This window comes from Rhizobium mesoamericanum STM3625, from assembly GCF_000312665.1.
GTDB classification, from domain to species: domain Bacteria; phylum Pseudomonadota; class Alphaproteobacteria; order Rhizobiales; family Rhizobiaceae; genus Rhizobium; species Rhizobium mesoamericanum.
The window spans coordinates 3,935,084-3,957,291 of record NZ_HF536772.1 but is presented as its reverse complement, the minus strand read 5'-3'; the positions used below and the strand labels follow the sequence as shown (position 1 = coordinate 3,957,291).

Below are 22,208 nucleotides of genomic sequence, written 5' to 3'. Positions count from 1 at the left end.
CATGCAGGCTCTAACCAAATTCGACATGACGCCGAAGCAGGTAGCGTTGGTGAAGAACACCGTCGCCAAGGACTGCAACAACGACGAGTTCGATCTGTTCATGGAAGTGGCGAAGGCTAAGGGCCTTGATCCTTTCATCGGCCAGATCATCCCCATGGTGTTCTCCAAGGGCAATGCCGAGAAGCGCAAGCTGACGATCATCATCAGCCGCGACGGCCAGCGCGTCATTGCGCAGCGCTGCGGCGATTATCGACCCGCTTCGAAGCCTGCCACGTATGAGGTCGATAAGGCTCTTATCAGCCACCTCAACCCGCAGGGCATTGTCTCGGCCACGGTCTATCTCTGGAAGCAGGATCAAAAGTCGGGCGAATGGTACGAAGTCGCCGGCCAGTCATTCTGGGAAGAGTTTGCCCCTGTCAAGGAAGAGTGGGCGCGCAACGACGACACCGGCAAGAACTACAAGACCGGCAAGCAGACGCTTGACGATTCCGGCAACTGGTGCCGCATGCCGCGCCTAATGATCGCCAAGTGCGCTGAAATGCAGGCTTTACGCGCCGGATGGCCCGAGCAGTTCCAAGGCCTTTACGACGAAGCAGAAATGGATCGCGCCAAGGTTCTAGACCTTACCGCAACCGAGATCGTCGAACAGGAGCGCCAGGATCATCGTATGCGCGCCATCGGAGGCAAGGACTCGATCACCGTTTGGTGGGATGACGGCTTTGCGCTTGAGAATATCCCAGATGGCCAGTTTGCCGACCGCGTTGCCGAGCACATCAAGACGACGCACCCCGGCAAGATCGCCAAGTGGCAGGACGCAAACCGCGCTGGCTTGCAGATGTTTTGGGCTCGTCATCCCGGCGATGCGATTGTGCTGCGCAAGATGATTGATGCGGCGATCAACAAGGCTGCTGACGACAAGAAGGTTCTCGAAACCGTAACGATAGCTGGAGGCTGACATGGGTCGGGCTCTCATCACCATCAACTCCGACTTTGACCGCCTCAAAGCAACGCAGTGGATCCAAAAGGCTCCTTGGGGGACGCGTATCGAGTTCAAGGCCTCGAAGCGCTCCTTGCCTCAGAACGACAAGATGTGGGCTATGCTGACGGAGGTTGCCGAGCAAACGACCTATCACGGAATCCGGCTCTATCCAGAAGATTGGAAGCTTCTTTTCCTAGATGCGCTCAAGCGCGAAGTCCGCATGGTGCCGAACCTTGACGGGAACGGCTTCACGAGCCTTGGCCGGTCCTCGTCCGATTTGGACAAGGGCGAGATGATCGAGCTGATTGAGATCATCTACGAGTGGGGGACCCGTAACGGCGTCATCTTCAAAGATTTGGAGAAAGCAGCATGAGCGAGTTTCGCATCGCACCGCCATTCGCCGACCAGACATTCGACAGCCATGCCCAATGGGTGAATCGCGCCAGCAGTTGGCTCACCTGCCACGTTGATTACAACAACACCGAGCACGGCGACACCAAAGGTTGGCGCGGTAAACACTTCACAGCCATGTGCTTCGACAGCTTCGGACGGCCTTGCCACAACGGTGGCGACTTCCGCCGAGCTGAGGAAGAAGGCGCTTTCCCTGTCTGGTGGATCTGGCCGGACCAAATCGTCGATCTCATCGGAAAGGCAGCCTCAGCATGAACAGGTTGATAAAGCGCGCCCTCGCACAATGGCAATCCTGGCAGACTCGACGCCGGCTCTACCGCGCCATTCCAGCCCTCCGTTCCCTCGATCAGGCAGAGAGGGAGGCAATACAGAAGCACGGTCGCGTCAACGACATCAGACGACAGAAGGCGGCTTTCATGCTGCAGGCTTTGAAGGGGAACGCCAATGGGTGAGATAACTTTCCAGTACGACGTTACCCGAGACGGTCGAGTATTCAGTGTTGATAGCAACTGGCGTGGTTATGGCCGCCGAGAAATGAAGCAAACACCTAACTCTGACGGATATCCTTCAGTTCGGATTACAGTCGGCGGGAAGAGAAAGCGCATAGCGGTCCATCTGCTGGTGGCTGAAAGATTCCTTCCTCCGAAACCATCACTCCTCCATCAGATAAGGCATCTGGACGACGACAAGTCGCGTCCATGCGCTGAAAACCTTGCTTGGGGGACAGCCAAGGAAAACGCCGACGATCGCGAACGCCACGGCCGTACATCGCGCGGCGCGCGGCACTCCTCGGCAATAAAATCAAGTGACCACCGGCTGAAAGTCCGGCGCGGAACTGGCCACCCTTCTTTTAGGGGAAGTTCAAATGTCTAGTTTTACTCCTGGTCCCTGGTCCGTAAACCAGAATGCCTATGGCGCCGTCTTTGTGCATGGCGGCGAAACCCTCACGACCTCGGTAGGCACTGAATACAAGGAACTTATCGCTGGCGGGAATAGCCATAACACCCTGACGCTAGACAATGCTCGCCTGATCGCCGCCGCCCCAGATCTGCTTGAAGCCCTCAAGCGCCAAGCCGACAACATGGCGTTCGTATTGAACCACATGACGATGCCGGATTCTCACTACGAACGGTTCATGGAAGAGCTTGAACTCGTCCGGGCCGCCATCTCCAAAGCCGAACCCGCCCGTCAATCCGCCACCACTGTTCCGCAGGGAGGGAAGAGCGATGAGTGACCTGAACGAAAAGGCGCTTGATGCGGCAAAGCGGTCGTATGACGCCAAGTATGCCGATATGTCATCACCATGCCCAACCGAAGAGCCGGAAGCTGGCGGCGGGCCTCTCGGCTATGCCATCCGCGCCTACCTCGCCGCCCTCACAAACACGTCAGAGGCGGGTATACTGCGAGAAGCCTTGAGGCGCATGGAGGACTGCTTTGAGCAGCTTGCGGCCACCCGAACCCATGAAGTCTACTTGGCTATGATCGACGATGATTACGTTATCCCTGACAGCCAGATCATTGGTGAGCTTCGTACGGTCGAGAAAACGTTCCGATCAAAGGGTGAGCTAATCGCTGCCGCTGTGTGCCGCGATGCCGCTTCTCGCCTCTCCGCCCTCACAAACACGTCAGGAGACGATGAGGCGCCGGTGGCGTGTGAGGTTGCACAAGACCTCTATGAGGCTCTGAAAGAGCTGCTGGATATGCTTCGAAACGAAGCACCGGGAACGCGTCTGAATAACCACCGGTTTGATGCTCTCGGCATCAAAGCCCACACCGCACTTAGAAAGGCAGAGCGAAGCGCCCGACCACAGTCAGCAGCCGTGAGGGATGAGGCCGTGCCTTGCCCATGCACGCTGATCGAGCAGGACGAAGATTGCCCCGTTGGCTACCCGTCGTTGCTTTGCGGCATATGCGAAGGCAAAGGCCACGCGACACAGGACCAAGTTACCGCACTCGCCTGCGAGATGATCAAGATCGCCAGCGACATGGGCGAGCCAGAAGATCCGTTCGCGGCTTGGGAAAGCATCAGCCTTGTCCAGAGCCAGAACGAGCAGATGCGGAAGGCCTTGGAGAAGGCAGACCAGTTCATCACGAATGGCATCGATCTCGGCTACATCCGCATGCCGGATCCAAACAGCGGCGACACCGCACTATTGACGCCGGATATAGTCCGCGCAGCCCTCCGCGAAACGAAGGAGGGGTGAAGCCATGATCATTTGCACCCTTCCAGAATGCCAAACACCAGCAGGTTGCCAGCGCAGGTGTACGCCACTTAGAGCTGACGGCATTTATTTGCCAACTCCGAGCCGTGAATACGTCGACTTGCTCAAGGCCGAGATCAAATCCCTCCGATCCAGAGCCGAGAAGGCGGAAGCGGAAAGAGATTCGCTGCAACAGCAAGTCTATGGACTCATGGAGAAGGTCGAAGCTCTATCGCCTCACGAAACCTGCGGGTGCTCGTGGGACGGCCCGAATGACCTCTGCATGCATCATTCTCCCAAGCTCGCCCGCGCAGAAGCCACATGCGAAAAGCTTGCGGCGGCGCTGGATCCACTCCGCCAAGGCATCTCCGCCTCTGAATGGCACAACATCAACGGCGAGCGGATGAAGCGAATTCTCGTTGCCGAGACCGCTATAGAGCGCATCGACGAAGCCCTCTCCCTAGCCAAGCTGGCGGAAAAGCAGAAGCGCGAGAACGAGCGGGAGGATGGCGATGCGGAGCGTTGAGGAGTGGATCGGCCGCACAGACGACCAGAAGGTGCCGGATCGGGTCCGTATCCGCGTGCTCGATCGCTACGACCACAAGTGCTACCTGACCGGCCAACCCATCCGCCCCGGCGATGCTTGGGAGATCGAGCATATCCAGGCGCTCATCCTCGGGGGCGAGCACCGCGAGAACAATCTGGCCCCGGCCCTCGCAGCCGCCCACAAGGTCAAGACAGCCGCCGAGATGAAGGTGAAGGCCAAGATCGCCCGAGTGGCGAAGAAGTCCTTCATCGGCAAGAAGAAATCCAGCCTGTCGAATCCTCGCTTCAAGAAACTGATGAATGGGGATGTCGTCGACCGGCGAACTGGGGAGATCGTGAGCCGATGACAGCCCTTCCCTACATTTTTAGGTGGGACCGCCAAGGCCGCAAAGGCCAGCCGTGCGAAGTCCTCGTCCGCGCCAAGGTGATGAATAGCTGTCTCGTCCGATTTGCGGATGGCTATACCATGGTGACGAGCCGGAATGCGCTGATGAAGAACAAACCCGCCTGTGGAAACAATGTGGATGACGCGCCATGAGCCGAGCCCGCACTTACACCAAGTCCGAAATTGCCGATGCTGCTTCAGCGGCAGCTACGCATAACGTCCGAGTGGTCATGCACCCATCAGGGGAGATAGAGTTCTCGCCTCGGCATTTCGCTGTCCAGCAAGAAGAAGACACGGCGGAAAAGGCTTTGGAGGGATGGCTCAATGGAGGGAAAGTTGGTCGGCGTGCATAAGGTCAATGTCAAATTGGCCAACGGGAACACTGAGACCTATTACTACGCCTGGCGTGGGAAAGGTGCCCCGAGGATGGTGTCTAAGCCGGGGACAAAGGCTTTCACGCAGGAATACGTCCGCCTAACCCGCGACAGGGAAAAGGCGTCGATCGAGGGAACGATCGGATCTCTGATCGATGAATTCCGGAAGACGGCCGGCTATCTGAAACTGGCCGCTTCGACGCGTCGAGACTATGAGCGACAGCTCGCAACAATCCGCGTCAAGTTCGAGAACTTTCCTATCAAGGCCATCGAGGCCCGCGGCAGCCGTCGCATTTTCATCAACTGGCGCGACACCATGAAGGAAGCCCCGCGATCAGCGGACATGCATATCGCGCTGTTGTCACGGCTTTTTTCATGGGCCAAGGGGAATGAGGTGATCCTGCGCAATCCTCTGGAAGAGGTCGAACGCCTTCACTCTGGCACACGCCGAGACATCATTTGGTCCGACGATCAGCTTACGAAGCTGCTCACTGAAGCAGTCCCTCACCTGCGCCAGGTCGCCCTCATCGCCCTTTGGACGATGCAACGACAGGCAGACATCCTAACGATGCCCACGCTGGCTTTCGACGGCCAAAGGGTTTCAATCAAACAGGGGAAGACGGGCGCGAGGGTTCGCGTGGTCGCGGCGCCGGATATCATGCCGGTTCTGAGGAAGGCCAAGGAAGATGAGCGTCAGAGGGTGCTTGTGAACTCGTTCGGCCAGAACTGGACGTCCAGCGGCTTCCGAGCGTCATGGCGTAAGGAAATGAAGCGGCTCGATATCAAGGGCGTGACCTTCCACGACCTGCGCGGAACGGCGATCACATACGCCTATGCGAACCTCGATCGGTCGCACGATGAGAAGATCAAGCTGATTTCGGAGATCTCGGGACACTCGCAAGACGATGCCGAATCAATCATCCGGAAGCACTATCTCGCCGGCCAAGAGGTTATCGACGCCATCGGCCGCGGAACAAACAAAGCATAAACTGTAAAATGCTCTGGATGCTGTAAAATGGGGAGAGCGGAATTGCCGCTAAGTGCTTGAAAATGGTGGGTGATGTAGGGCTCGAACCTACGACCCGCTGATTAAGAGTCAGCTGCTCTACCAACTGAGCTAATCACCCGTAACCGCCGTGTTGCGCGGTGTGAGGGGGCGTATAAACAGGATCGTTCGGCTTGTCTAGCGCCTGTTCGAAAATTCTTTGGTTAAAGACGAAGATTTTTGCGCATGGCTGAAATGCAATGAAATCAAAGGTCCAGCGTTCCGCTTGCGATACGCACCGCCTGCCCGCCAATCCGGGCGTTCGAGATCGCTCCGCCTTCAATATCCATGTGCAGGTGGATCAATGATGGTCGACCCATTTCCACGCCCTGCTCGATCATCACCCCATGGTGTCCGTCGGTCAGGCGATCAAAGTGATGAATGGCGCCAGATAGCGCAGCCGCTGCCGCCCCTGTAGCCGGGTCCTCCACGATCCCCATGCCGCTCGCAAACATTCGGGCGTGGAACTTCGCCACATGGTTCATACCGCCCCGACAGTAGATGTAGGCCGAGGCAAGGGCGCCGTCGACGAAGGGGACCATCGCTTCCCAAAGTTGCGGGTCGAAATCCATTCGCTGCGTCGCGCCGACGTCGTGGACGGGAACCATGAGGAAGGGCACTCCTGCACTCCAGAGCGAGGGCACGTGGTTCTCAAAACCAATTTCCGTCGCCTTCAGCGACAACGCATTGGCAATCCCAAGTTTGTCGAGCGGCATGGTGATTTGCTGTGATTTCCGAGGCAGATCGAATTCGGCGAAACTCGCCTCTCCTTCCCGCAGTCGGACCGCGCAACGCACTGGCCCGACATTTTCCTCAAGGACCGAGACGAGATCGATGGTCGATTTACCGTGCGCCTGCTCGGCGAGAGCTATCGCGGTGCCGACCGTCGGGTGTCCCGCAAAAGGTAATTCGCGACCGGGTGTGAAGATCCGAATCCGCGCGGTATAGGCCGGATTGTCCGCGGGCTGGACGAAGACTGTTTCGGAAAGGTTCGTTTCCTTTGCGATTGCCTGCATCGCGTCATCGTCAAGGTCGTCACCATCGAAGATGACGGCAAGCGGATTTCCGGCGAGCTTACGCTCGGTGAACACGTCGTAGACGCTGTAGCTTCGCGCCACATCGGCCTCCTGGTCTCGGTCCTCGTTTCGCCAACCTGCCCGACCGGGCGAGCGAGTGCAAGGCGTTAAGCACCGCGCCTTTCTCCAAAATACCAATCGATAACGGGGAGCATCGCGATATTGTAGGGCTGCGCTTCCGGATCCGCCGACCGGATCGCAACTGCCCCGGCAATCTCCTTGTCGTCGGCAACCAGCATGTGTGCATGGATCTTCTCAATCATTCGTTCCGCGGTCAGATCGAACCGGAAGAGCCGCAGCACTGTCACCGTGCGTCGGGCATGGCTCGCATAGTAGCAATGACCGATCTTGGCCTCGTTGAGGTCCAGGCCTGTTTCTTCCATCACTTCACGACGCATATTGCCTTCAACGTCGCAACGCCCATTGGAGATGTCCTGAGGTTCAAGCGAGCCGGCGGCGAAATATACCTGGCCGGGATTGGCTGTGTGTCTTCCCATGCGGATAGCGACAAGCGCACCGTCGGAGCTTTCAAGGACGGGATAGGCAAACAGATGGATGCCCCCGTGCCTATTCACCTGCCGTCGCCACCACATGAATGTCGAAAATGGTATGAGGTGGCCCTCGCCAACCAAACCGCTATCCGTCAGAGCCAGTCGCTTCTGAAAAACAATCCTGCCATCAAACAACGCCGGGTTTGCCGTCGTTTCCTTCTCCCAGTTCTTGCGGATCGCTTCACGCTCGGCGACATAGAAGGGATGGTCTCCGGCGAGGACGCGAAGATCCAGCCCAGCAATCGGAAACACCGTCTGCTCCGGCGGCCAACCGGCAAAATCCTCTGAAAAATAAAGAGTCATATCAAATCCAAGGTTATGACAACGGGGCAATGATCGGAAGCCTTCGGTCGATCCCAGCCCGTGCGGGGGTAACGCTCGACCTCCTGGCCGGGTGGGAAGACTGTGCGGTAAGGCTGTCCATTTCGAACGATCTCGGGCAGGCGAGCGCTATTCGTTCTGGCGAGAGCAGCCGAAAGCCAGATATAGTCGAGCTGACACAGCCATTGCTCTTCGGGGCCACGAGCATGGTAGAGCGTCCAGCGATCGAGTGGATCGCGGCGGCGGACGACGTTCTCGGCAAAGCCATCGTGGCTGAAGACGTCAAGTGCACTGATATTCTCGTCCTGGTGTTCGAAACGGTACCCAGTGCGGCGGCGGCCAATGACGTCGACGCGCTCCTGATAGTCGTTCATGTCTCCGCATATAACGAACCGCTTGTCATCTGTGTGACCGCTGAAGCGGTCTTCGATGATGCGGCGTACCGCCAGCGCCTCGGCCCGCCGCACGGGCATTGTGCCCAGCCTGCTGTCGCCGCCATTCGTGCGCGGCCCGTCCATGGATTTGAAATGGACGACGTAGAGCGACAGCGGGACGCCACTGATCTCGAGCTCGAGTTCCAGGCAGTCCCGCTTGAAGATCTTGTCGTCGATGCGGTTGGTCAACGCCAGTTGGTCGTTGAAGAGCCCGAGATCGCGATAGGTGAGCATCGCATGGCTCCTGATCTGCTTGAGCTCGATCTTCTGCCCATCTCGTGTCTCTTCCCGCATCAGGACGGCAACGTCGATCCCCCGGCTGTCGTTGCCCTCGACAAGATACTTTTGCCGGTAGCCATTACCGACCATCCTGAAGAGATAACCGTATTCGAAGGCTTGCAGCGCTTCCATGTTATCGACTTCCTGCAGGCAAAGAATGTCGGCATCGGCGTCGGCAATCGCCAGAGCCGTCATCTGTCGGGTATCATCGGTGGAAGCGATCACCCGCGCCTGCTCGAGTTGCTGGTAGACGCCTTCGCTGCGCACTTCGAAAAGTTTGATCACCCGGTCTTGGCGCAGTTGGTTGCGGAAGCCGGTAAAGTCGAAACGCGTCATGAGATTTTCGACGTTGAAGGTAGCAATGCGCAGCGACATCGAGCATTTCCAATTGGCGTTATGCCATTAGTAGTGGCTAAGTCCCACTTCGGAAAGACGTTTCGCGATCAGGGACGCCAAGCGGCGCGCGCAATGACCCGCACGTTTTCGCCAGCCCGCAAGGTGCTCCCGATTGGAAGCCCGCAGGCACCTGGCCGTAGCCCGGCAGTAATCTCACGGCGTAGCGTTCGCCTTCGTAGAGGATGGACCCGACGCGTGCCCGAACGCCCGCACAAGCGATCATGACGTCTTCCTGGCGCACCAGCACGTCCACTTTTCGGCTGGTGGCACGCCGTGTGAGAGAAGAGGGGCTCCAGGACACTCCAGTCGAGAAGCCTGATATCACCAACTGGAGATGGCAGCATGAGAACAGTGCGGCGACCGATCAGCTCGCCAACCTGCCGCCCCTGTGGCCGGGCCGTGGATCTCCGCCGGCGGCGCAGCCTGCAGAAAGCGACTTTCGGAGGCAACGTCGGTCGCAAGGGCCATCGCCTTGTTCTGACAGTGTGTGACAACCATCGTCGCTAAGGAGCGCTGGTGGAATTCGAGAAACGTTTCCTCCATCTCCTGTTTCAAGTACCGGTCGAGTTGGCGACCGGCTCATCGAGCAGCACGACGTCAGGCGATGAGACGGGGCAGCGCGCCAATACCCAGCGCTGGCGCTGGCCACCGGAGAGATAGGCAGGACGCCGCGGCGAGATCGGCGAGCCTCACGCTCGCCAGGGCCTAAGCTCGCTGCGAGCAACGCCGCGGCGGAAACGATCGTCTTCATGGTGGATCCTCGACGAGGGAGAGCCGTTCCTTAGCCATTGCGGATAACATGATTGCGACAGCCGACTTCGCGACGCTGGCGTGCAACCCTGCCCCTTGACCCACCTTCCCCGCCCCTATCTTCTAGCGCACGTTTTGATTCAAGCATTTTGGAGGAGGACGCAAATGGAATACCGACTTCTCGGCCGTTCCGGCCTCAAGATTTCGACCGTAACGATGGGAACGATGACGTTCGGCGGCCAAGGCTGGGCGAAGATGGTTGGCGATCTCGGCGTCACCGAAGCGCGCAGGCTTGTCGACCTGTGTCTCGACGCCGGTGTCAATCTGATCGACACCGCTGACGTCTACTCGCAGGGCGTTTGCGAGGAGATCCTCGGCGAGATCATCGGCGGACCGCGCAATAACGGCGTACTGATCGCGACCAAGGCGCGCTTTCGCATGGGAGACGGCCCGAACGATACCGGCTTGTCGCGCTATCATCTCATCAGCGCCTGCGAGGCGAGCCTCCGGCGCATGAAGACTGACGTCATTGACCTTTACCAGCTTCACGAATGGGATGGACAGACGCCTCTCGAAGAAACCATGGAAGCACTCGACACGCTCGTCCGCCAGGGCAAGGTCCGCTATGTCGGCTGCTCGAATTTCTCGGGCTGGCATATCATGAAGGCGCTCGGCGTCAGCGAGAGGGAAGGGCGCGAGCGGTTTGTCAGCCAGCAGATCCACTACACGCTCGAAGCGCGCGACGCGGAATATGAGCTGCTCCCGATCAGCATCGACCAAGGGCTCGGCGTGCTCGTCTGGAGCCCGCTTGCGGCTGGCCTGCTTTCCGGCAAGCATCGCCGCAACCAGGCGGCACCGGAAGGCTCGCGGCAATTCGCCGGCTGGACCGAGCCGCCGATCCGCGACGAAAACCGCCTCTGGAATATCGTGGAAACGCTGGTGGCGATCGCCGACGGGCGTGGGGTGTCAGCAGCCCAGGTGGCGCTCGCCTGGTTGATTGGCCGAAAGGCGGTCACGTCAGTGATCATCGGCGGTCGCACAGAAGCCCAGTTCAAGGACAACCTGGCAGCCGCCGACCTGAAGCTGACCGACGACGAGCGCAAGCGCCTGGACGCAGTCAGTCTGCCGCCAGTGCTTTATCCCTATTGGCACCAGTTGAACACGGCAAGCGATCGGCTGAGTGAGGCCGACCTTGAATTGCTTGGCCCACACCTTAATCGATAGTCGGGCCTGAAAGGTCGGCGGCCGATCAGCCGCCGATTTCACTGGCGATCAGCGCACCGAGGCGCCCGATCCCCTCCTCGATCATCCGATCGTTGGCGCAGGAGAAGCTGACGCGGAACGTATTTTCGCCGGAACCGTCGGCGAAGAATGCCTTGCCGGGAACGAAAGCCACCCTTGCCGTTTCCAATGACTTGGCTAAAAGCGCGGCACCATCCATGCCCTTCGGCAGTGTCACCCAGATGAACATGCCGCCCTCCGGCTTTGTCCAGCTCGTGCCGGCAGGCATGTACGTCTCAAGCGCTGCCAGCATGAGATTGCGGCGGTGGCTATAAACCGACTTGATCTTGGCGACCTGCGCATCGAAACCGCGTTCGGCGACATGGGCGATCGCCATCTGATTGATCGTCGAGGAGTGCAGGTCTGCCGCCTGCTTCATCAGCACCAGTTTGCGGATGACCGGAGCATTGGCAACGATGAAGCCGACGCGAAGACCTGGAGCCAGCGTCTTCGAGAAGCTGCCGCAATATATTGTGCGGGTATCGTTGATGTGGCCCTTCTTCGCAATTTCGGTCGCAAGGATCGGCGCGATCGGGGTTCCGTCATACCGCAGTGACTGATACGCCGCGTCTTCAATGACCGCGATATCGAGCTCTTCTGCCAGGGCAAGGACCTTTTCTCGGCCCGCCTGATCAACTGTCTCTCCTGTTGGGTTGGCAAAGTCGGCCGAGAGATAGGCGAACTTCACCTTGCCGCCCGCAGCCGAGGCCTGCGCCTTATAGGACCCCGGCGTACGGTTGCCGTTCGGCGTCACCTGGTCGTAGTTCGGCTCGTAGGCGTTGAAGGCCTGGAGCGCACCGAGATAGGTCGGCCAGGTGACAAGTGCCGTATCATTAGGCGAGAGAAAAAGCTTGCCGAGATAATCCAAGCCCTGCTGCGAACCGGACACGATGAAGACGTTCTCGAGCTCACACGCAATGTTGAGCGCGGCCATTTGCTTGACCAGCCATTCACGAAGCGGCCTGTAGCCTTCGCTGACCGAATACTGCAGCGCCGAGTTCACGGCAGAACTGTTGAAGATATCCGCATAAGCCGCCTTGAATTCCTGGTCCGGGAAAAGTGCCGGATCCGGAATTCCCCCCGCAAAAGAAATGATGTCGGGGCGGTCAAGAAGCTTCAGAAGCTCGCGAATCTCGGATGCGCGCATGCGGGAAGAACGCGTCGCGAACATGCTTTCCCAATTCAACATGGGTATTTCCTCGATAATTTTTTTGTATTGAGATGAGAGAACCACGCAACAAATAATAAGTCAACATTGCTGACCTATTTGTTTGCTACCGTGACAATTTGGGGAAGCGAAGGTCACTTCTGTGGTCAGAAGCCAGAACCGGCCAGAATCGATCTTTTCAAGACCTACTCCGTGGCAGTAGTGTCGCCCCCGTTATCCAATAGCCTATGAAGGTGCCAGCAAATGCCCGCGTCGTCGAACACTCCTGAAATCAAGATCGAATTCCACACGTCGCCGGTCTCGGACGCCAACCGAATTCGGGCCCTGGAGTCACCCGGCTTTGGAAAGGTCTTCACCGATCATATGGTTCTGGCTCGATGGACCCCCGACAAGGGCTGGCACGATGCGAAGGTAACGCCGAGGCGGCCCTTGGAACTCGATCCTGCTAGCGCGGTGCTGCACTATGCTCAGGAAATCTTCGAAGGCATGAAGGCCTACAAGGCAGACGATGGTCGCATTTTGCTCTTCCGGCCTGAAGAGAACGCTCGCCGTTTTGCGCAGTCAGCGGCCAGGATGGCAATGCCTCCCGTTCCGACAGAGCTTTTCCTCAAGGCGGTCGAAGAGCTCGTCCGTGTCGACAAGGCATGGATTCCATCAGGTGACGGCAGCCTCTATCTGCGCCCATTCATGTTCGCCAACGAGGCCTTCCTAGGCGTCCGCCCTGCCCAGGAGTACATCTTCTGTGTCATTGCCTCCCCGGTGGGCGCATATTTCAAAGGCGGAGCCAAGGCGGTCTCCCTGTGGGTTGAGACTGAATACACCAGAGCAGCAGCCGGGGGCACCGGTGCTGCCAAATGCGGCGGAAACTACGCGGCTAGCCTCGTGGCTCAAGCCGAGGCGGCGAAGAAGGACTGCGACCAGGTCGTGTTCCTTGATGCAGCGGAACATCGCTGGGTCGAGGAACTCGGCGGCATGAACGTATTCTTCGTGATGAACGACGGATCTGTAGTAACCCCGCCTCTCGGCGGCACGATCCTGCCGGGCATCACCCGCGCCTCCGTGATCGTTCTCGCCGAGGAAAAGGGCTTGCGCGTCGAGCAGCGTCCCTACTCATTTGAGGAATGGCAGAACGATGCCGCCAGTGGCAAGCTCGTGGAAGCCTTCGCTTGCGGCACCGCAGCAGTTCTTGCGGGCATCGGCCTGGTGCGACACGCCGGCGGCGAATTCCTGATCGGAGACGGGCAAACCGGCAAGTTGACCAGCGAGTTGCGTCAAGAACTCGTCGGCTTGCAGAAGGGCGTAACCAACGATGAGCGCGGCTGGACGCGCCGCATCCTTGCCTGAGGCACCGGCACGCGAGTTATTTGGCCAGTAGGTCAGAGATTTCGAAACCCGTCGACGCCCGGTTTTTTCGGTCGGGCCGAAGGAAAAGTCATGGCTTGCGCCGAGTGACGCCATCCTTCAGCCGTTCGCCAACTCAATGAGGGCGGCACGAGAAAACCGTCGTTTCCCGCTTACGGCCTAAAGCGGGGAACGTCTTTTTTTGAGCTGGAGCCTCAATCGTCCCACTCTCAGGAATGGAACAGGGCCGCGATCTGTTCCTGTGTTGGCAGGTGACCTCGCGGCGTCAGCTTGTCGACCACTCCTGGCAGAACGGTCGACAATTGGTTCAGCAGCTCCTGCTCACTTATTCCGGCCTGACGTGCGAGATCGCTAATCGTCTTGGACCCGAGCGCGTCATTGAGGCTGCCGGGCGCAATTGGCTTGTTCTGCCCGGGCTGGACCCAGGAATCAACCACATCGCCCTGCCCGGCTTCCGTAAGCTTGCCAAGAAGGCCTCCGAGACCGCCAAGACCGCCGAGAAACCCGCCGTCAGCGCTCTGTGGACTGGCCTGGGGATTGGCTTGCTGGGTAGTTGGATCGGTCTGGCTGCCTCCGCCACCGAGAAGCTTACCCACCAATAGCGCGCCAAGTGCAATCATGATCGGCTTCGATATATTTCCGCCCGGAACGGCGTCATCAAAGATACCCATGCCATCCTCCTTTTCGGTTTCTTCATTTTACAGAACAACAACTGTAGAATGAAAGCATAAGGCTCTCGCGAACCTTGAATTCCCCGGCGAGCTATTTAGCTTAACGGGAAGATGGTCTGAATATTCAACCAATCAAGGAGGGGAATGGCAGATGTCAGTAATCGGTTGGATTATCCTTGGACTGATCGCAGGCTTCATCGGCAGCAAGATCGTCAACAAGTCGGGCGCGGGCATGCTGATGGACATCGTCCTCGGCATCGTCGGAGCGATCGTCGGTGGCGTCATCTTCAGCTTCTTCGGCGCATCAGGCATAACGGGCTTCAATATCTACAGCCTCGTCGTTGCCGTCATCGGTGCCGTCGTCGTCCTCTGGCTCTACCACGCCATCAGCGGGCGCCGCTCCATCTAGTTCGCGATTTTAGTCGATGGAATGAGCGCCGCCTCAATGGCGGCGACTTTGTCGCGTGTAACTCCGGCCTTGGGTCATCGGGCGAACGATCATGGCAGACGAGCATACATCTTCATTCTACGACGACAACGCGGCCACCTATGCCTCGCGCCAACGCACGCTGCCGGTCCGACGGCTGGACGCTTTCCTGTTGATGCTGCCGCCAGGTGCAGCCATTCTGGATCTTGGCTGTGGCGGCGGACAAGACAGCGCCTACATGCTGTCAAAGGGCTTCGATGTTACGCCGATCGACGGATCGCCGGCGATCGCAAAGCAGGCCGAAGCCTTTCTTGGACGTCCCGTCACAGTGCTTCGCTTCGAGGATTTGGACGAGGACGAAGTTTTCGACGGCGTCTGGGCCGAGGCCAGCCTGTTGCATGTTCCCCGGGCAAACCTTCCTGAGGTGTTGGAACGGATCCGCATGGCACTGCGACCCGGCGGTACCTTTCACGCCACCTTCAAGGCGGGCGAGGCCGAGGGGCACGACGGTTTCGGTCGTTACTACAACTATCCATCGGCCGAACTGCTCTCGGAAATGCTGAGCAACGGCGGCTGGCACAACATTGTCATCAGCGAAGGCGATGGGACCGGCTACGATGGCAAGCCTGCGCGGTGGCTGGCGGTGCGAACACAAAAATAAAGGCCGGAGCGTCGCTCCGGCCCTCGTGAACAAGCAGTTTGAAACCGCTTAGTTGACAGACTTGTCGACCAGCTTGTTCTTGCCGATCCAAGGCATCATGCCGCGAAGCTTCGCGCCGACTTCTTCGATCTGGTGGCTGTCGTTCATGCGGCGGATCCCCTTGAAGCGCGAACCGCCTGCCTTGTACTCCTGCATCCAGTCGGACGTGAACTTGCCGGTCTGGATGTCGTGCAGGACGCGCTTCATTTCAGCCTTAGTTTCAGCGGTGATGATGCGCGGGCCGGTGACGTATTCGCCCCACTCGGCCGTATTGGAGATCGAGTAGTTCATGTTTGCGATGCCGCCTTCATAGATCAGGTCGACAATCAGCTTCACTTCGTGCAGGCACTCGAAGTAGGCCATTTCAGGCGCATAGCCTGCTTCGACCAGCGTTTCGAAACCGGCGCGGATGAGCTCGACCAGACCGCCGCAGAGAACGACCTGTTCGCCGAAGAGGTCGGTTTCGCACTCTTCGCGGAAGTTGGTCTCGATGATGCCCGAACGACCACCGCCCACGCCGCAGGCGTAGGACAAAGCGAGTTCAAGGGCATTGCCCGAAGCGTTCTGGTGAACGGCGACCAGGCAGGGGACGCCGCCGCCCTTTTGGTATTCGCCGCGAACCGTGTGGCCCGGACCCTTCGGCGCGATCATGACGACATCGAGCGACGCCTTCGGCTCGATGAGGCCGAAGTGAACGTTGAGGCCGTGTGCAAAGGCGATTGCAGCGCCATCACGGATGTTGCCGGCGATGTCAGCCTTGTAGATGTCGGCCTGCAGTTCGTCCGGGGTCGCCATCATGATCAGGTCGCCCCACTTGGCGGCGTCAGCAACGGTCATGACCTTGAAGCCGTCAGCTTCTGCCTTCTTGATGGTCGCCGAACCAGCCTTGAGCGCGATGACGACGTTGGCGGCACCGCTATCCTTCAGGTTCAGCGCGTGCGCACGGCCCTGGGAGCCGTAGCCGACGATGACGACGTTCTTCGACTTGATGAGGTTGATATCGGCATCACGATCGTAATAGACGCGCATTGTACTTTCCTTCCCTTTGCTTGTCCTGTGACTGTGTAAGTGTGGGATCAGCCGACCAGCGGCATCTCCGCCAAAACTTTTTCCGTGCCATAGAGGCGCAGGAAGGCGCAAACTGCCCTCTCCGCCTGGCGCGCGGTATCCTTGAGGCCCGGCTCGCCAAGCAGCATGCGAACATGCAGATCGGAAACGATCAGGCCGTAGAGCGTATGGTACGCCTCGTCGGCGTTATGGAAGCGCAGCAGCCCGGCACGCTTGCCCGAATCGATAAGCCCCATGGCGCGGCGGTCGATCTGGCGGCGCCCCCGCTCCAGAAGCAGCTTGCCGAGCTTGGAGCCATCGCGGTGTGACTGCCCAATGGCAAGTCGGTTGAGCGCCAGTGAGACGTCGCCGGCGAGAACCTCCAAAAGATCCTTCGAGAAGACGACGAGATGGTCGTGGAGGCTCGCCGACGTCAGCCGCTCGCCATTTCGCTCGAATGTTCGTACCTTGCTCGCCTGGTAGGCGATCATCGCCGACAGCAGCCCATCGCGGTCACCGAACCACTTGTAGAGGCTTTCCTTGGAGCAATTCGCGGCGCGGGCAACGCCCGATGTCGTCAATGCTTTTTCGCCACCATCGACGAGCAGCTGCAACGCTTGCTCCAGAACGGCGTTCTGGCGCGGCGAAAACTCGCTGGGCTCCAAATTATCGACGGACACGGCCTCACTCCCGACAAGTACCGTACGGTACGGTTCGCGGCTTTATGCTGCAAACCATTGTGCGCGTCAAGCGGCACGATGCGAAAATTTCATGCTGCAACGCAGTGCCGAATCTCAACGCAGCTTCTGCGCTGATCTAACTTACCAACGCCGATCGGTGCCTCACCCACCATCAAGGGGTTCGCGCGCCGCCTCGACGTCTCGCACGGGCGACAGACCGTAGACCCGACTGTATTCGCGACTGAACTGCGAAGGACTTTGATAGCCGACCCGATGCCCGGCCGTGCCCGCATCAAGACGCTCGACGAGCATCAGACGACGTGCCTCGTGCAGGCGCAACTGCTTTTGATACTGCACCGGCGTCATCGCTGTGATCGACTTGAAATGATGATGGAAGGAAGACACGCTCATATTGACCTGCTCGGCGAGATCCTCGATGCGCAACGGGCGCGCGAAATTCTGCCGCAGCCAGGCAATGGCCCGAGCGATGCGATTGCCGTGACTGTCAGCGACCGCGATGCTGATCAGCCGGCCGCCATCGGGGCCGGTGAGGACACGGTAGAGGATCTCCTGTTCAATTAGCGGCGCCATTGCTGCGATATCCTTCGGACTATCGAGCAAGCGCAAGAGCCGCACGGTCGCGTCCAGAAGCTCCGGTGTCGCGACATTGACTGCAATCCCGCGGCCCCTCCCCGACACAGCTTGCCGCGGCATATCGGTCCGGCTCAGCAATTCAAGGACCTTTTCGCTGTTGATCGCAAGCGTCAGACAGAAATGCGGGACCTCCGCGCTTGCCTCGACCACCCGCCAGATGACCGGTAGATCGAGCGACGTCAGAAGGTAGTCGCCGGCACCGTAATTGATGACGTCTGTCCCGAGCCGGAGGCTCTTGGCACCTTGGATAACAAGGGCAATGCAAGGCCGATAGCTGCCGTGGCAAGGCGCGCTCGGCGTCTGTCGGCGGCTGATCCCCAAACTCTCGATAGCAGTGCGGAATTCGCCCTCTTCGCCGGCATGTCGGGCCGCAATCGAAGCGATTTCCTGATAGGGGTTGAACGGCAAGGTCATGCGAGGAAGCCCTTTATCGGCAGCAGCGGGGATGCGCACTATCTAGGATAGGTTCGCGCGCCCGAGAATAGCCATTCCCCTCAATTTTGCAGGATCATGCAAAAAGCTCGGAGGATCGCTCTACCGCACCAAAGACGTTTCGATGCATCTTCGGCCATCCTCCCAGCAACCCGAAAGGAAGTCTCGGATGCCTATTGCTAAAGGCTATGCTGCTACTGATGCGTCGAAACCTCTTACGCCCTTCACCTTCGAGCGACGCGACCCAAATCCAGATGACGTTGTGATCGACATCAAATTCGCCGGTATTTGCCATTCGGACATCCATACCGTCCGCAACGAATGGAAGAATGCCGTCTATCCGATCGTGCCGGGTCACGAGATCGCCGGTATCGTCTCGGCTGTCGGCTCTGCCGTCACCAAGTTCAAGGTGGGCGACCGTGTCGGTGTCGGCTGCTTCGTCGACAGCTGCGTCGGCTGCGCGACCCGGGACGTCGACCGCGAACAATACATGCCCGGTCTCGTCGGCACCTACAACAGTGTGGAAGCCGACGGCAAGACGGCCACCCAGGGTGGCTATTCCGACTCGATCGTCGTCAAGGAAGGCTACGTGATGTCCATTCCGGACAATCTTCCGCTCGACGCTTCCGCCCCGCTGCTGTGTGCCGGCATCACGCTCTACTCGCCGCTTCGCCACTGGAATGCCGGCCCTGGCAAGAAGGTCGCGATCGTCGGCATGGGTGGCCTCGGCCACATGGGCGTCAAGCTCGGCGCGGCCATGGGTGCTGACATCACCGTCCTCTCACAGAGCCTTTCCAAGAAGGAAGACGGCCTGAAACTCGGCGCCAAGGAGTATTATGCAACCAGCGACGAGGAAACCTTCAAGAAACTCGCCGGCACTTTCGATCTGGTGATTTGCACGGTCAGCGCTGAAATCGACTGGAATGCCTATCTTGGCCTGGTTAGGGTCGACGGCGCCTTCGTCGTTGTCGGCGCGCCGGAAAACCCGATTCCTGTCCATGCATTCTCGCTGATCCCCGGTCGCAAGAGCATCTCCGGCTCAATGATCGGATCGATCAAGGAAACCCAGGAAATGCTGGATTTCTGCGGCGAACACAACATCGTGTCCGAGATCGAGAAGATCAGCATCCACGAGGTCAACGAGGCCTACGAACGCGTTCTGAAGAGCGACGTGCGCTACCGCTTCGTCATAGATATCGCCTCTCTGGCGGCGTAACCAAAGCAAAGGGCGGCTTCGAGCCGCCCTTTTTACTATCTGTGATTTTCGTCGCGCATCGTTTCCTTCTGAGTGATCAGCCGTGCACTGTGCTGGCCGCTGAGATAGATCCAAAGCCAGCTCCAAGCCACCGCAAAACGCGACCTTGTTCCGATCAGGAAGTAGATGTGGGCAATGCCCCATATCCACCAGGCGATCCAGCCTTTCAGCTTGATGCGGCCAAAATCGATGATGGCAGCACTTTGGCCGATCGTCGCAAGGCTGCCCTGATGGCGATAGCAAAACGGTGGCGGCGCAGGATCGCCCGCAAGACGTGCCCGGATCACCTTCGCAGCATAGGCGCCCTGTTGTTTGGCAGCCGGCGCAATCCCCGGTACCGGAGCTCCTCCTGTCTGCATGACCGCAGCCGTATCCCCGACGACAAAAACATCCGGATACCCCGGCGCCGTCAAATCTTTCTCGACGACAACGCGCCCGGCCCTATCAGCCGCAACGTCGAGCCACTTGGCTGCGGGCGACGCCTGAACACCGGCAGCCCAGACAATCGTATGGCTCGGGATAAACCCTTGGCTCGTCTCGACGCCTTCTGTCGTGCACTCCACGACGCGCTCGCCGATATGCAGCTCGACGCCGAGCTCCTGAAGCGCCTGGCTGGCATAGGCGGAAAGCTCCTCGGCAAAGGTCGGCAGCACGCGCGGTCCCGCCTCGACGAGCACGACCCGTGTCTTGCGCGTATCGATGTTGCGGAATTCGCGCGGCAGGGTCTTGCGCGCCAGTTCGGCAATAATTCCGGCGAGCTCGACACCGGTCGGACCGGCTCCCACGATCGTGAAGGTCAGGAGAGCGTCGCGGATAGCGGCATCGGTTTCCGTCTCGGCCCTCTCGAAAGCCAGCAACAGACGCCTGCGGATTGTCGTTGCATCCTCCAGTGTCTTCAACCCGGGTGCGACCGGTTCCCACTCGTCACGACCGAAATAGGCATGCGTTGCCCCCGTGGCGAGAACGAGCGTGTCATAACGCAACGTCATGCCGCTCCGTAAAGAAACCGCTTTCGCGGCGGTATCAATACCAACCACCTCGCCAAGCAGCGTTGTCACATCAGGGCGGTCGCTATAGAGGTGTCGGATGGGCCAGGCGATTTCCGAGGTGGAAAGAATTGTCGTCGCCACCTGATAGAGCAGCGGTTGGAAGAGATGATGATTGCGCCGATCGATCAGGGTGATGCGGGCGCCCGCTCCCTTCAGAGCGTTGACTAACTGCAATCCGCCGAAACCGCCGCCAACAACGACAACATGGTGTTCGCTCATGACCTGCCTCTCCGTGGCATTTCGCTGTGGCCAATGTCGTTGATTGCAGGCAGCTTTCAACCGCCATTGCAGCATAGCTCGCCTGCTTCAGGCGGTTGTCATGCGTGTCCGGATCGACGTTGAGGTCGCTCAATGTGCATAGGCAACAGGTATCGAGGTCCCGCTTTTCAACAATTCCATCGATATCGAGGCGGACACGTCGAAGAGTTCGATCTTGCGGACGATCTGCTTGTAGATCACATCATAGTGCTCGACGCGCGGGAGCACGATTTTCAGAATGTAGTCATGATTCCCGGTAAGCCGGTGCGCTTCCACGATCTCCGGAATGCTGGCGATCACCCGTCGAAACGCGTCAATCCATTCGTCCGTGTGGTGCGCAGTCTTGATCAGCGCAAATACCGTCGTCGGCACTCCCATCTTCTCTCGATCAAGCACCACGATACGCCGTACGATATGGCCAGTTTCCTCGAGCCGCTGAATGCGGCGAGAACAGGCAGAGACCGATAGCGCGACCTTTTCGGAAAGCTCCGTCACCGAAATGCCCGCATCGGCCTGCAACAATTCCAGGAGTCGTCGATCGCGATCGTCGAGCATTGGTTCCTCACTGATCACTGGATGGATTTTTGCATATTATCGACTGTTTGCGCAAAAATACAGCGCCATAAAAGCGTTTCGTACAAAGAATGCAAGCCATTTGCGCGATGATCAATGCATGATCTCGGCAATAGGAAATTCCAGACGGGAGCATGAAAATAATGCAGACAATCGGATTGATTGGCGGGATGAGCTTCGAAAGCTCGGCGGTCTATTATCGCATGGTCAACGAGATGGTGCGCGAGCGCCTCGGCGGCCTGGCGTCGGCGGACTTGCTGATGCACTCGGTCAATTTCGACGAGATTGTCGCTATGCAGAAGGCGGGGGACTGGGGTGCTGCCGCAAACCGGCTCGGCGACGTAGCTCTGCGCCTGCAGATCGCTGGCGCGCGTTGCGTGCTCATCTGCACCAACACGATGCATCTCATTGCCGACCAGGTGGCCGCGCGCATCTCCGTGCCGCTGGTCCACATTATCGACGAGACCGCGAAATCGCTGAAGGCCTCCGGCCGCAAACGACCCCTGTTGCTTGCCACGCGATACACGATGGAGCACGGCTTCTATGCTAGCCGAATGAAAAGCTTCGGAATCGACATTATTGTTCCTGAGGCCGACGACCGAACTGTCGTACACGACATCATCTTCAACGAGCTGTGCGCCGGCAAAGTGCTCAATAGCTCGCGTGACAAGCTCATGCAGATTATCGAGCGCGAGCGCGTCAAGGGCGCCGACAGCATCATTCTCGGCTGCACGGAAATCTGCCTGATTCTCGACCCCAAGAATTTGCCCCTACCCGGCTTCGACACGACTGAGATCCACGCGAGAGCGGCGGTCGAGTTCGCACTGAGTGATGAGGAAGTCGAAGAGATCGTCGCCGCCTGAGCAATAAATTAGTTGACTCAGTCAAATAAAAGCAGGACAA

General features: G+C 58.8%; 25 protein-coding genes, 1 tRNA gene and 1 pseudogene. 15 read left to right on the top strand and 12 right to left on the bottom strand.

From position 1 onward, the window contains the following. Window position 1: 1 nt before the first annotated feature. The 9 genes from bet (at window position 2) to BN77_RS19225 (ending at window position 5,884) form a co-directional block, all read left to right on the top strand. The gene (bet, locus tag BN77_RS19275) at window positions 2–955 is read left to right on the top strand and encodes a phage recombination protein Bet (protein ID WP_007534986.1); all 954 of its coding nucleotides are present in this window, start codon (window positions 2–4) and stop codon (window positions 953–955) included. Between the two features lies 1 nt (window position 956). Continuing rightward, on the top strand, window positions 957–1,352 hold the full coding sequence (locus BN77_RS19270) for a recombination protein NinB (RefSeq protein WP_007534984.1): 396 nt from the start codon (window positions 957–959) through the stop codon (window positions 1,350–1,352). Further along, a complete protein-coding gene (locus BN77_RS19265; protein WP_007534981.1) occupies window positions 1,349–1,645 on the top strand; it encodes a hypothetical protein in 297 nt (98 codons plus the stop codon). The genes BN77_RS19270 and BN77_RS19265 overlap by 4 nt, the downstream gene beginning before the upstream one ends. Beyond that, a complete protein-coding gene (locus tag BN77_RS19260; RefSeq protein WP_007534979.1) occupies window positions 1,642–1,842 on the top strand; it encodes a hypothetical protein in 201 nt (66 codons plus the stop codon). The genes BN77_RS19265 and BN77_RS19260 overlap by 4 nt, the downstream gene beginning before the upstream one ends. A gap of 413 nt (window positions 1,843–2,255) precedes the next feature. Further along, on the top strand, window positions 2,256–2,624 hold the full coding sequence (locus BN77_RS19250; RefSeq protein WP_007534977.1) for a hypothetical protein: 369 nt from the start codon (window positions 2,256–2,258) through the stop codon (window positions 2,622–2,624). Then, on the top strand, window positions 2,617–3,594 hold the full coding sequence (locus BN77_RS19245) for a hypothetical protein (protein WP_007534975.1): 978 nt from the start codon (window positions 2,617–2,619) through the stop codon (window positions 3,592–3,594). Before BN77_RS19250 ends, BN77_RS19245 begins: the two co-directional genes overlap by 8 nt. Window positions 3,595–3,874: 280 nt before the next feature. After that, complete coding sequence (locus BN77_RS33590; RefSeq protein ID WP_157224469.1) at window positions 3,875–4,117, top strand: hypothetical protein; 243 nt, start codon at window positions 3,875–3,877, stop codon at window positions 4,115–4,117. Next, a complete protein-coding gene (locus tag BN77_RS19235; RefSeq protein WP_040677950.1) occupies window positions 4,104–4,484 on the top strand; it encodes an HNH endonuclease in 381 nt (126 codons plus the stop codon). Before BN77_RS33590 ends, BN77_RS19235 begins: the two co-directional genes overlap by 14 nt. Window positions 4,485–4,846: 362 nt before the next feature. Beyond that, window positions 4,847–5,884 (top strand): tyrosine-type recombinase/integrase, encoded by a 1,038-nt coding sequence (locus BN77_RS19225; RefSeq protein WP_007534969.1) that lies wholly within the window; start codon window positions 4,847–4,849, stop codon window positions 5,882–5,884. 63 nt (window positions 5,885–5,947) lie between these two features. On the opposite strand, the gene BN77_RS19220 is transcribed toward BN77_RS19225, so the two are convergent. The 5 genes and pseudogenes from BN77_RS19220 to BN77_RS19200 form a co-directional block, all read right to left on the bottom strand. Next, window positions 5,948–6,023 (bottom strand) — tRNA-Lys (locus BN77_RS19220). A gap of 124 nt (window positions 6,024–6,147) precedes the next feature. Then, window positions 6,148–7,059 carry a PhzF family phenazine biosynthesis protein gene (locus BN77_RS19215; protein WP_007534967.1) on the bottom strand — a complete coding sequence of 304 codons (912 nt, stop codon included), beginning with the start codon at window positions 7,057–7,059 and terminating at the stop codon, window positions 6,148–6,150. 65 nt (window positions 7,060–7,124) lie between these two features. Next, window positions 7,125–7,871: an NUDIX hydrolase gene (locus BN77_RS19210; protein WP_007534965.1), complete on the bottom strand. Its 747-nt coding sequence runs from the start codon at window positions 7,869–7,871 to the stop codon at window positions 7,125–7,127. Then, entirely contained in the window at window positions 7,868–8,977 is a 1,110-nt protein-coding gene (locus BN77_RS19205; RefSeq protein WP_007534963.1) for an endonuclease/exonuclease/phosphatase family protein, read from the bottom strand. Before BN77_RS19205 ends, BN77_RS19210 begins: the two co-directional genes overlap by 4 nt. Window positions 8,978–9,045: 68 nt before the next feature. Then, window positions 9,046–9,703, bottom strand: a pseudogene (locus BN77_RS19200) (ATP-binding cassette domain-containing protein); the annotation flags it as partial. A 210-nt stretch (window positions 9,704–9,913) separates the two neighbouring features. On the opposite strand from BN77_RS19200, the gene BN77_RS19195 reads away from it, so the two are divergent. Next, window positions 9,914–10,972: an aldo/keto reductase gene (locus tag BN77_RS19195; protein ID WP_007534957.1), complete on the top strand. Its 1,059-nt coding sequence runs from the start codon at window positions 9,914–9,916 to the stop codon at window positions 10,970–10,972. Window positions 10,973–10,997: 25 nt separating this feature from the next. Here the strand turns inward: BN77_RS19195 and BN77_RS19190 are convergent, their stop codons facing one another. Further along, entirely contained in the window at window positions 10,998–12,218 is a 1,221-nt protein-coding gene (locus tag BN77_RS19190; RefSeq protein WP_007534954.1) for an aminotransferase-like domain-containing protein, read from the bottom strand. A gap of 222 nt (window positions 12,219–12,440) precedes the next feature. Between BN77_RS19190 and BN77_RS19185 the strand changes: the two genes are divergently transcribed. Beyond that, a complete protein-coding gene (locus BN77_RS19185) occupies window positions 12,441–13,541 on the top strand; it encodes a branched-chain amino acid aminotransferase (RefSeq protein WP_007534952.1) in 1,101 nt (366 codons plus the stop codon). A gap of 227 nt (window positions 13,542–13,768) precedes the next feature. Here BN77_RS19185 and BN77_RS19180 read toward each other — a convergent pair whose 3' ends face one another. Next, window positions 13,769–14,230 (bottom strand): YidB family protein, encoded by a 462-nt coding sequence (locus tag BN77_RS19180; protein WP_007534950.1) that lies wholly within the window; start codon window positions 14,228–14,230, stop codon window positions 13,769–13,771. Between the two features lie 151 nt (window positions 14,231–14,381). Between BN77_RS19180 and BN77_RS19175 the strand changes: the two genes are divergently transcribed. Beyond that, window positions 14,382–14,639, top strand: coding sequence for a GlsB/YeaQ/YmgE family stress response membrane protein (locus BN77_RS19175; protein WP_007534948.1), 258 nt, complete (start codon window positions 14,382–14,384; stop codon window positions 14,637–14,639). Between the two features lie 91 nt (window positions 14,640–14,730). Continuing rightward, window positions 14,731–15,318 (top strand): class I SAM-dependent methyltransferase, encoded by a 588-nt coding sequence (locus BN77_RS19170; RefSeq protein WP_007534945.1) that lies wholly within the window; start codon window positions 14,731–14,733, stop codon window positions 15,316–15,318. Between the two features lie 48 nt (window positions 15,319–15,366). Here the strand turns inward: BN77_RS19170 and ilvC are convergent, their stop codons facing one another. The 3 genes from ilvC to BN77_RS19155 all read right to left on the bottom strand — a co-directional run bounded on the left by ilvC (window position 15,367) and on the right by BN77_RS19155 (window position 18,152). Then, window positions 15,367–16,386 carry a ketol-acid reductoisomerase gene (gene ilvC, locus BN77_RS19165; protein WP_007534943.1) on the bottom strand — a complete coding sequence of 340 codons (1,020 nt, stop codon included), beginning with the start codon at window positions 16,384–16,386 and terminating at the stop codon, window positions 15,367–15,369. Window positions 16,387–16,433: 47 nt separating this feature from the next. Beyond that, the gene (locus BN77_RS19160) at window positions 16,434–17,084 is read right to left on the bottom strand and encodes a TetR/AcrR family transcriptional regulator (RefSeq protein WP_007534941.1); all 651 of its coding nucleotides are present in this window, start codon (window positions 17,082–17,084) and stop codon (window positions 16,434–16,436) included. 162 nt (window positions 17,085–17,246) lie between these two features. Then, complete coding sequence (locus BN77_RS19155) at window positions 17,247–18,152, bottom strand: AraC family transcriptional regulator (protein WP_007534939.1); 906 nt, start codon at window positions 18,150–18,152, stop codon at window positions 17,247–17,249. A 187-nt stretch (window positions 18,153–18,339) separates the two neighbouring features. Between BN77_RS19155 and BN77_RS19150 the strand changes: the two genes are divergently transcribed. After that, a complete protein-coding gene (locus tag BN77_RS19150; protein ID WP_007534937.1) occupies window positions 18,340–19,386 on the top strand; it encodes an NAD(P)-dependent alcohol dehydrogenase in 1,047 nt (348 codons plus the stop codon). Between the two features lie 35 nt (window positions 19,387–19,421). Here BN77_RS19150 and BN77_RS19145 read toward each other — a convergent pair whose 3' ends face one another. Continuing rightward, window positions 19,422–20,693 (bottom strand): NAD(P)/FAD-dependent oxidoreductase, encoded by a 1,272-nt coding sequence (locus tag BN77_RS19145; RefSeq protein WP_007534936.1) that lies wholly within the window; start codon window positions 20,691–20,693, stop codon window positions 19,422–19,424. 129 nt (window positions 20,694–20,822) lie between these two features. After that, the gene (locus tag BN77_RS19140; RefSeq protein ID WP_007534935.1) at window positions 20,823–21,287 is read right to left on the bottom strand and encodes an Lrp/AsnC family transcriptional regulator; all 465 of its coding nucleotides are present in this window, start codon (window positions 21,285–21,287) and stop codon (window positions 20,823–20,825) included. Window positions 21,288–21,448: 161 nt separating this feature from the next. Here BN77_RS19140 and BN77_RS19135 point away from each other — a divergent pair, with 161 nt between their 5' ends. Then, on the top strand, window positions 21,449–22,168 hold the full coding sequence (locus tag BN77_RS19135) for an aspartate/glutamate racemase family protein (RefSeq protein WP_007534934.1): 720 nt from the start codon (window positions 21,449–21,451) through the stop codon (window positions 22,166–22,168). Window positions 22,169–22,208: the final 40 nt, after the last annotated feature.

Excerpts from the sequence above, each read along its gene's own strand:
- BN77_RS19180 (WP_007534950.1), bottom strand. The coding sequence starts at position 14,230 with ATGGGTATCTTTGATGACGCCGTTCCGGGCGGAAATATATCGAAGCCG.
- BN77_RS33590 (WP_157224469.1), top strand. The coding sequence starts at position 3,875 with ATGCATCATTCTCCCAAGCTCGCCCGCGCAGAAGCCACATGCGAAAAG.
- BN77_RS19270 (WP_007534984.1), top strand. The coding sequence starts at position 957 with ATGGGTCGGGCTCTCATCACCATCAACTCCGACTTTGACCGCCTCAAA.
- BN77_RS19155 (WP_007534939.1), bottom strand. The coding sequence starts at position 18,152 with ATGACCTTGCCGTTCAACCCCTATCAGGAAATCGCTTCGATTGCGGCC.
- BN77_RS19210 (WP_007534965.1), bottom strand. The coding sequence starts at position 7,871 with ATGACTCTTTATTTTTCAGAGGATTTTGCCGGTTGGCCGCCGGAGCAG.
- BN77_RS19150 (WP_007534937.1), top strand. The coding sequence starts at position 18,340 with ATGCCTATTGCTAAAGGCTATGCTGCTACTGATGCGTCGAAACCTCTT.
- BN77_RS19260 (WP_007534979.1), top strand. The coding sequence starts at position 1,642 with ATGAACAGGTTGATAAAGCGCGCCCTCGCACAATGGCAATCCTGGCAG.
- BN77_RS19185 (WP_007534952.1), top strand. The coding sequence starts at position 12,441 with ATGCCCGCGTCGTCGAACACTCCTGAAATCAAGATCGAATTCCACACG.
- ilvC (WP_007534943.1), bottom strand. The coding sequence starts at position 16,386 with ATGCGCGTCTATTACGATCGTGATGCCGATATCAACCTCATCAAGTCG.
- BN77_RS19175 (WP_007534948.1), top strand. The coding sequence starts at position 14,382 with ATGTCAGTAATCGGTTGGATTATCCTTGGACTGATCGCAGGCTTCATC.
- BN77_RS19145 (WP_007534936.1), bottom strand. The coding sequence starts at position 20,693 with ATGAGCGAACACCATGTTGTCGTTGTTGGCGGCGGTTTCGGCGGATTG.
- BN77_RS19135 (WP_007534934.1), top strand. The coding sequence starts at position 21,449 with ATGCAGACAATCGGATTGATTGGCGGGATGAGCTTCGAAAGCTCGGCG.
- BN77_RS19195 (WP_007534957.1), top strand. The coding sequence starts at position 9,914 with ATGGAATACCGACTTCTCGGCCGTTCCGGCCTCAAGATTTCGACCGTA.
- BN77_RS19190 (WP_007534954.1), bottom strand. The coding sequence starts at position 12,218 with ATGTTGAATTGGGAAAGCATGTTCGCGACGCGTTCTTCCCGCATGCGC.
- BN77_RS19250 (WP_007534977.1), top strand. The coding sequence starts at position 2,256 with ATGTCTAGTTTTACTCCTGGTCCCTGGTCCGTAAACCAGAATGCCTAT.
- BN77_RS19140 (WP_007534935.1), bottom strand. The coding sequence starts at position 21,287 with ATGCTCGACGATCGCGATCGACGACTCCTGGAATTGTTGCAGGCCGAT.
- BN77_RS19205 (WP_007534963.1), bottom strand. The coding sequence starts at position 8,977 with ATGTCGCTGCGCATTGCTACCTTCAACGTCGAAAATCTCATGACGCGT.
- BN77_RS19235 (WP_040677950.1), top strand. The coding sequence starts at position 4,104 with ATGCGGAGCGTTGAGGAGTGGATCGGCCGCACAGACGACCAGAAGGTG.
- BN77_RS19225 (WP_007534969.1), top strand. The coding sequence starts at position 4,847 with ATGGAGGGAAAGTTGGTCGGCGTGCATAAGGTCAATGTCAAATTGGCC.
- BN77_RS19265 (WP_007534981.1), top strand. The coding sequence starts at position 1,349 with ATGAGCGAGTTTCGCATCGCACCGCCATTCGCCGACCAGACATTCGAC.
- bet (WP_007534986.1), top strand. The coding sequence starts at position 2 with ATGCAGGCTCTAACCAAATTCGACATGACGCCGAAGCAGGTAGCGTTG.
- BN77_RS19170 (WP_007534945.1), top strand. The coding sequence starts at position 14,731 with ATGGCAGACGAGCATACATCTTCATTCTACGACGACAACGCGGCCACC.
- BN77_RS19245 (WP_007534975.1), top strand. The coding sequence starts at position 2,617 with ATGAGTGACCTGAACGAAAAGGCGCTTGATGCGGCAAAGCGGTCGTAT.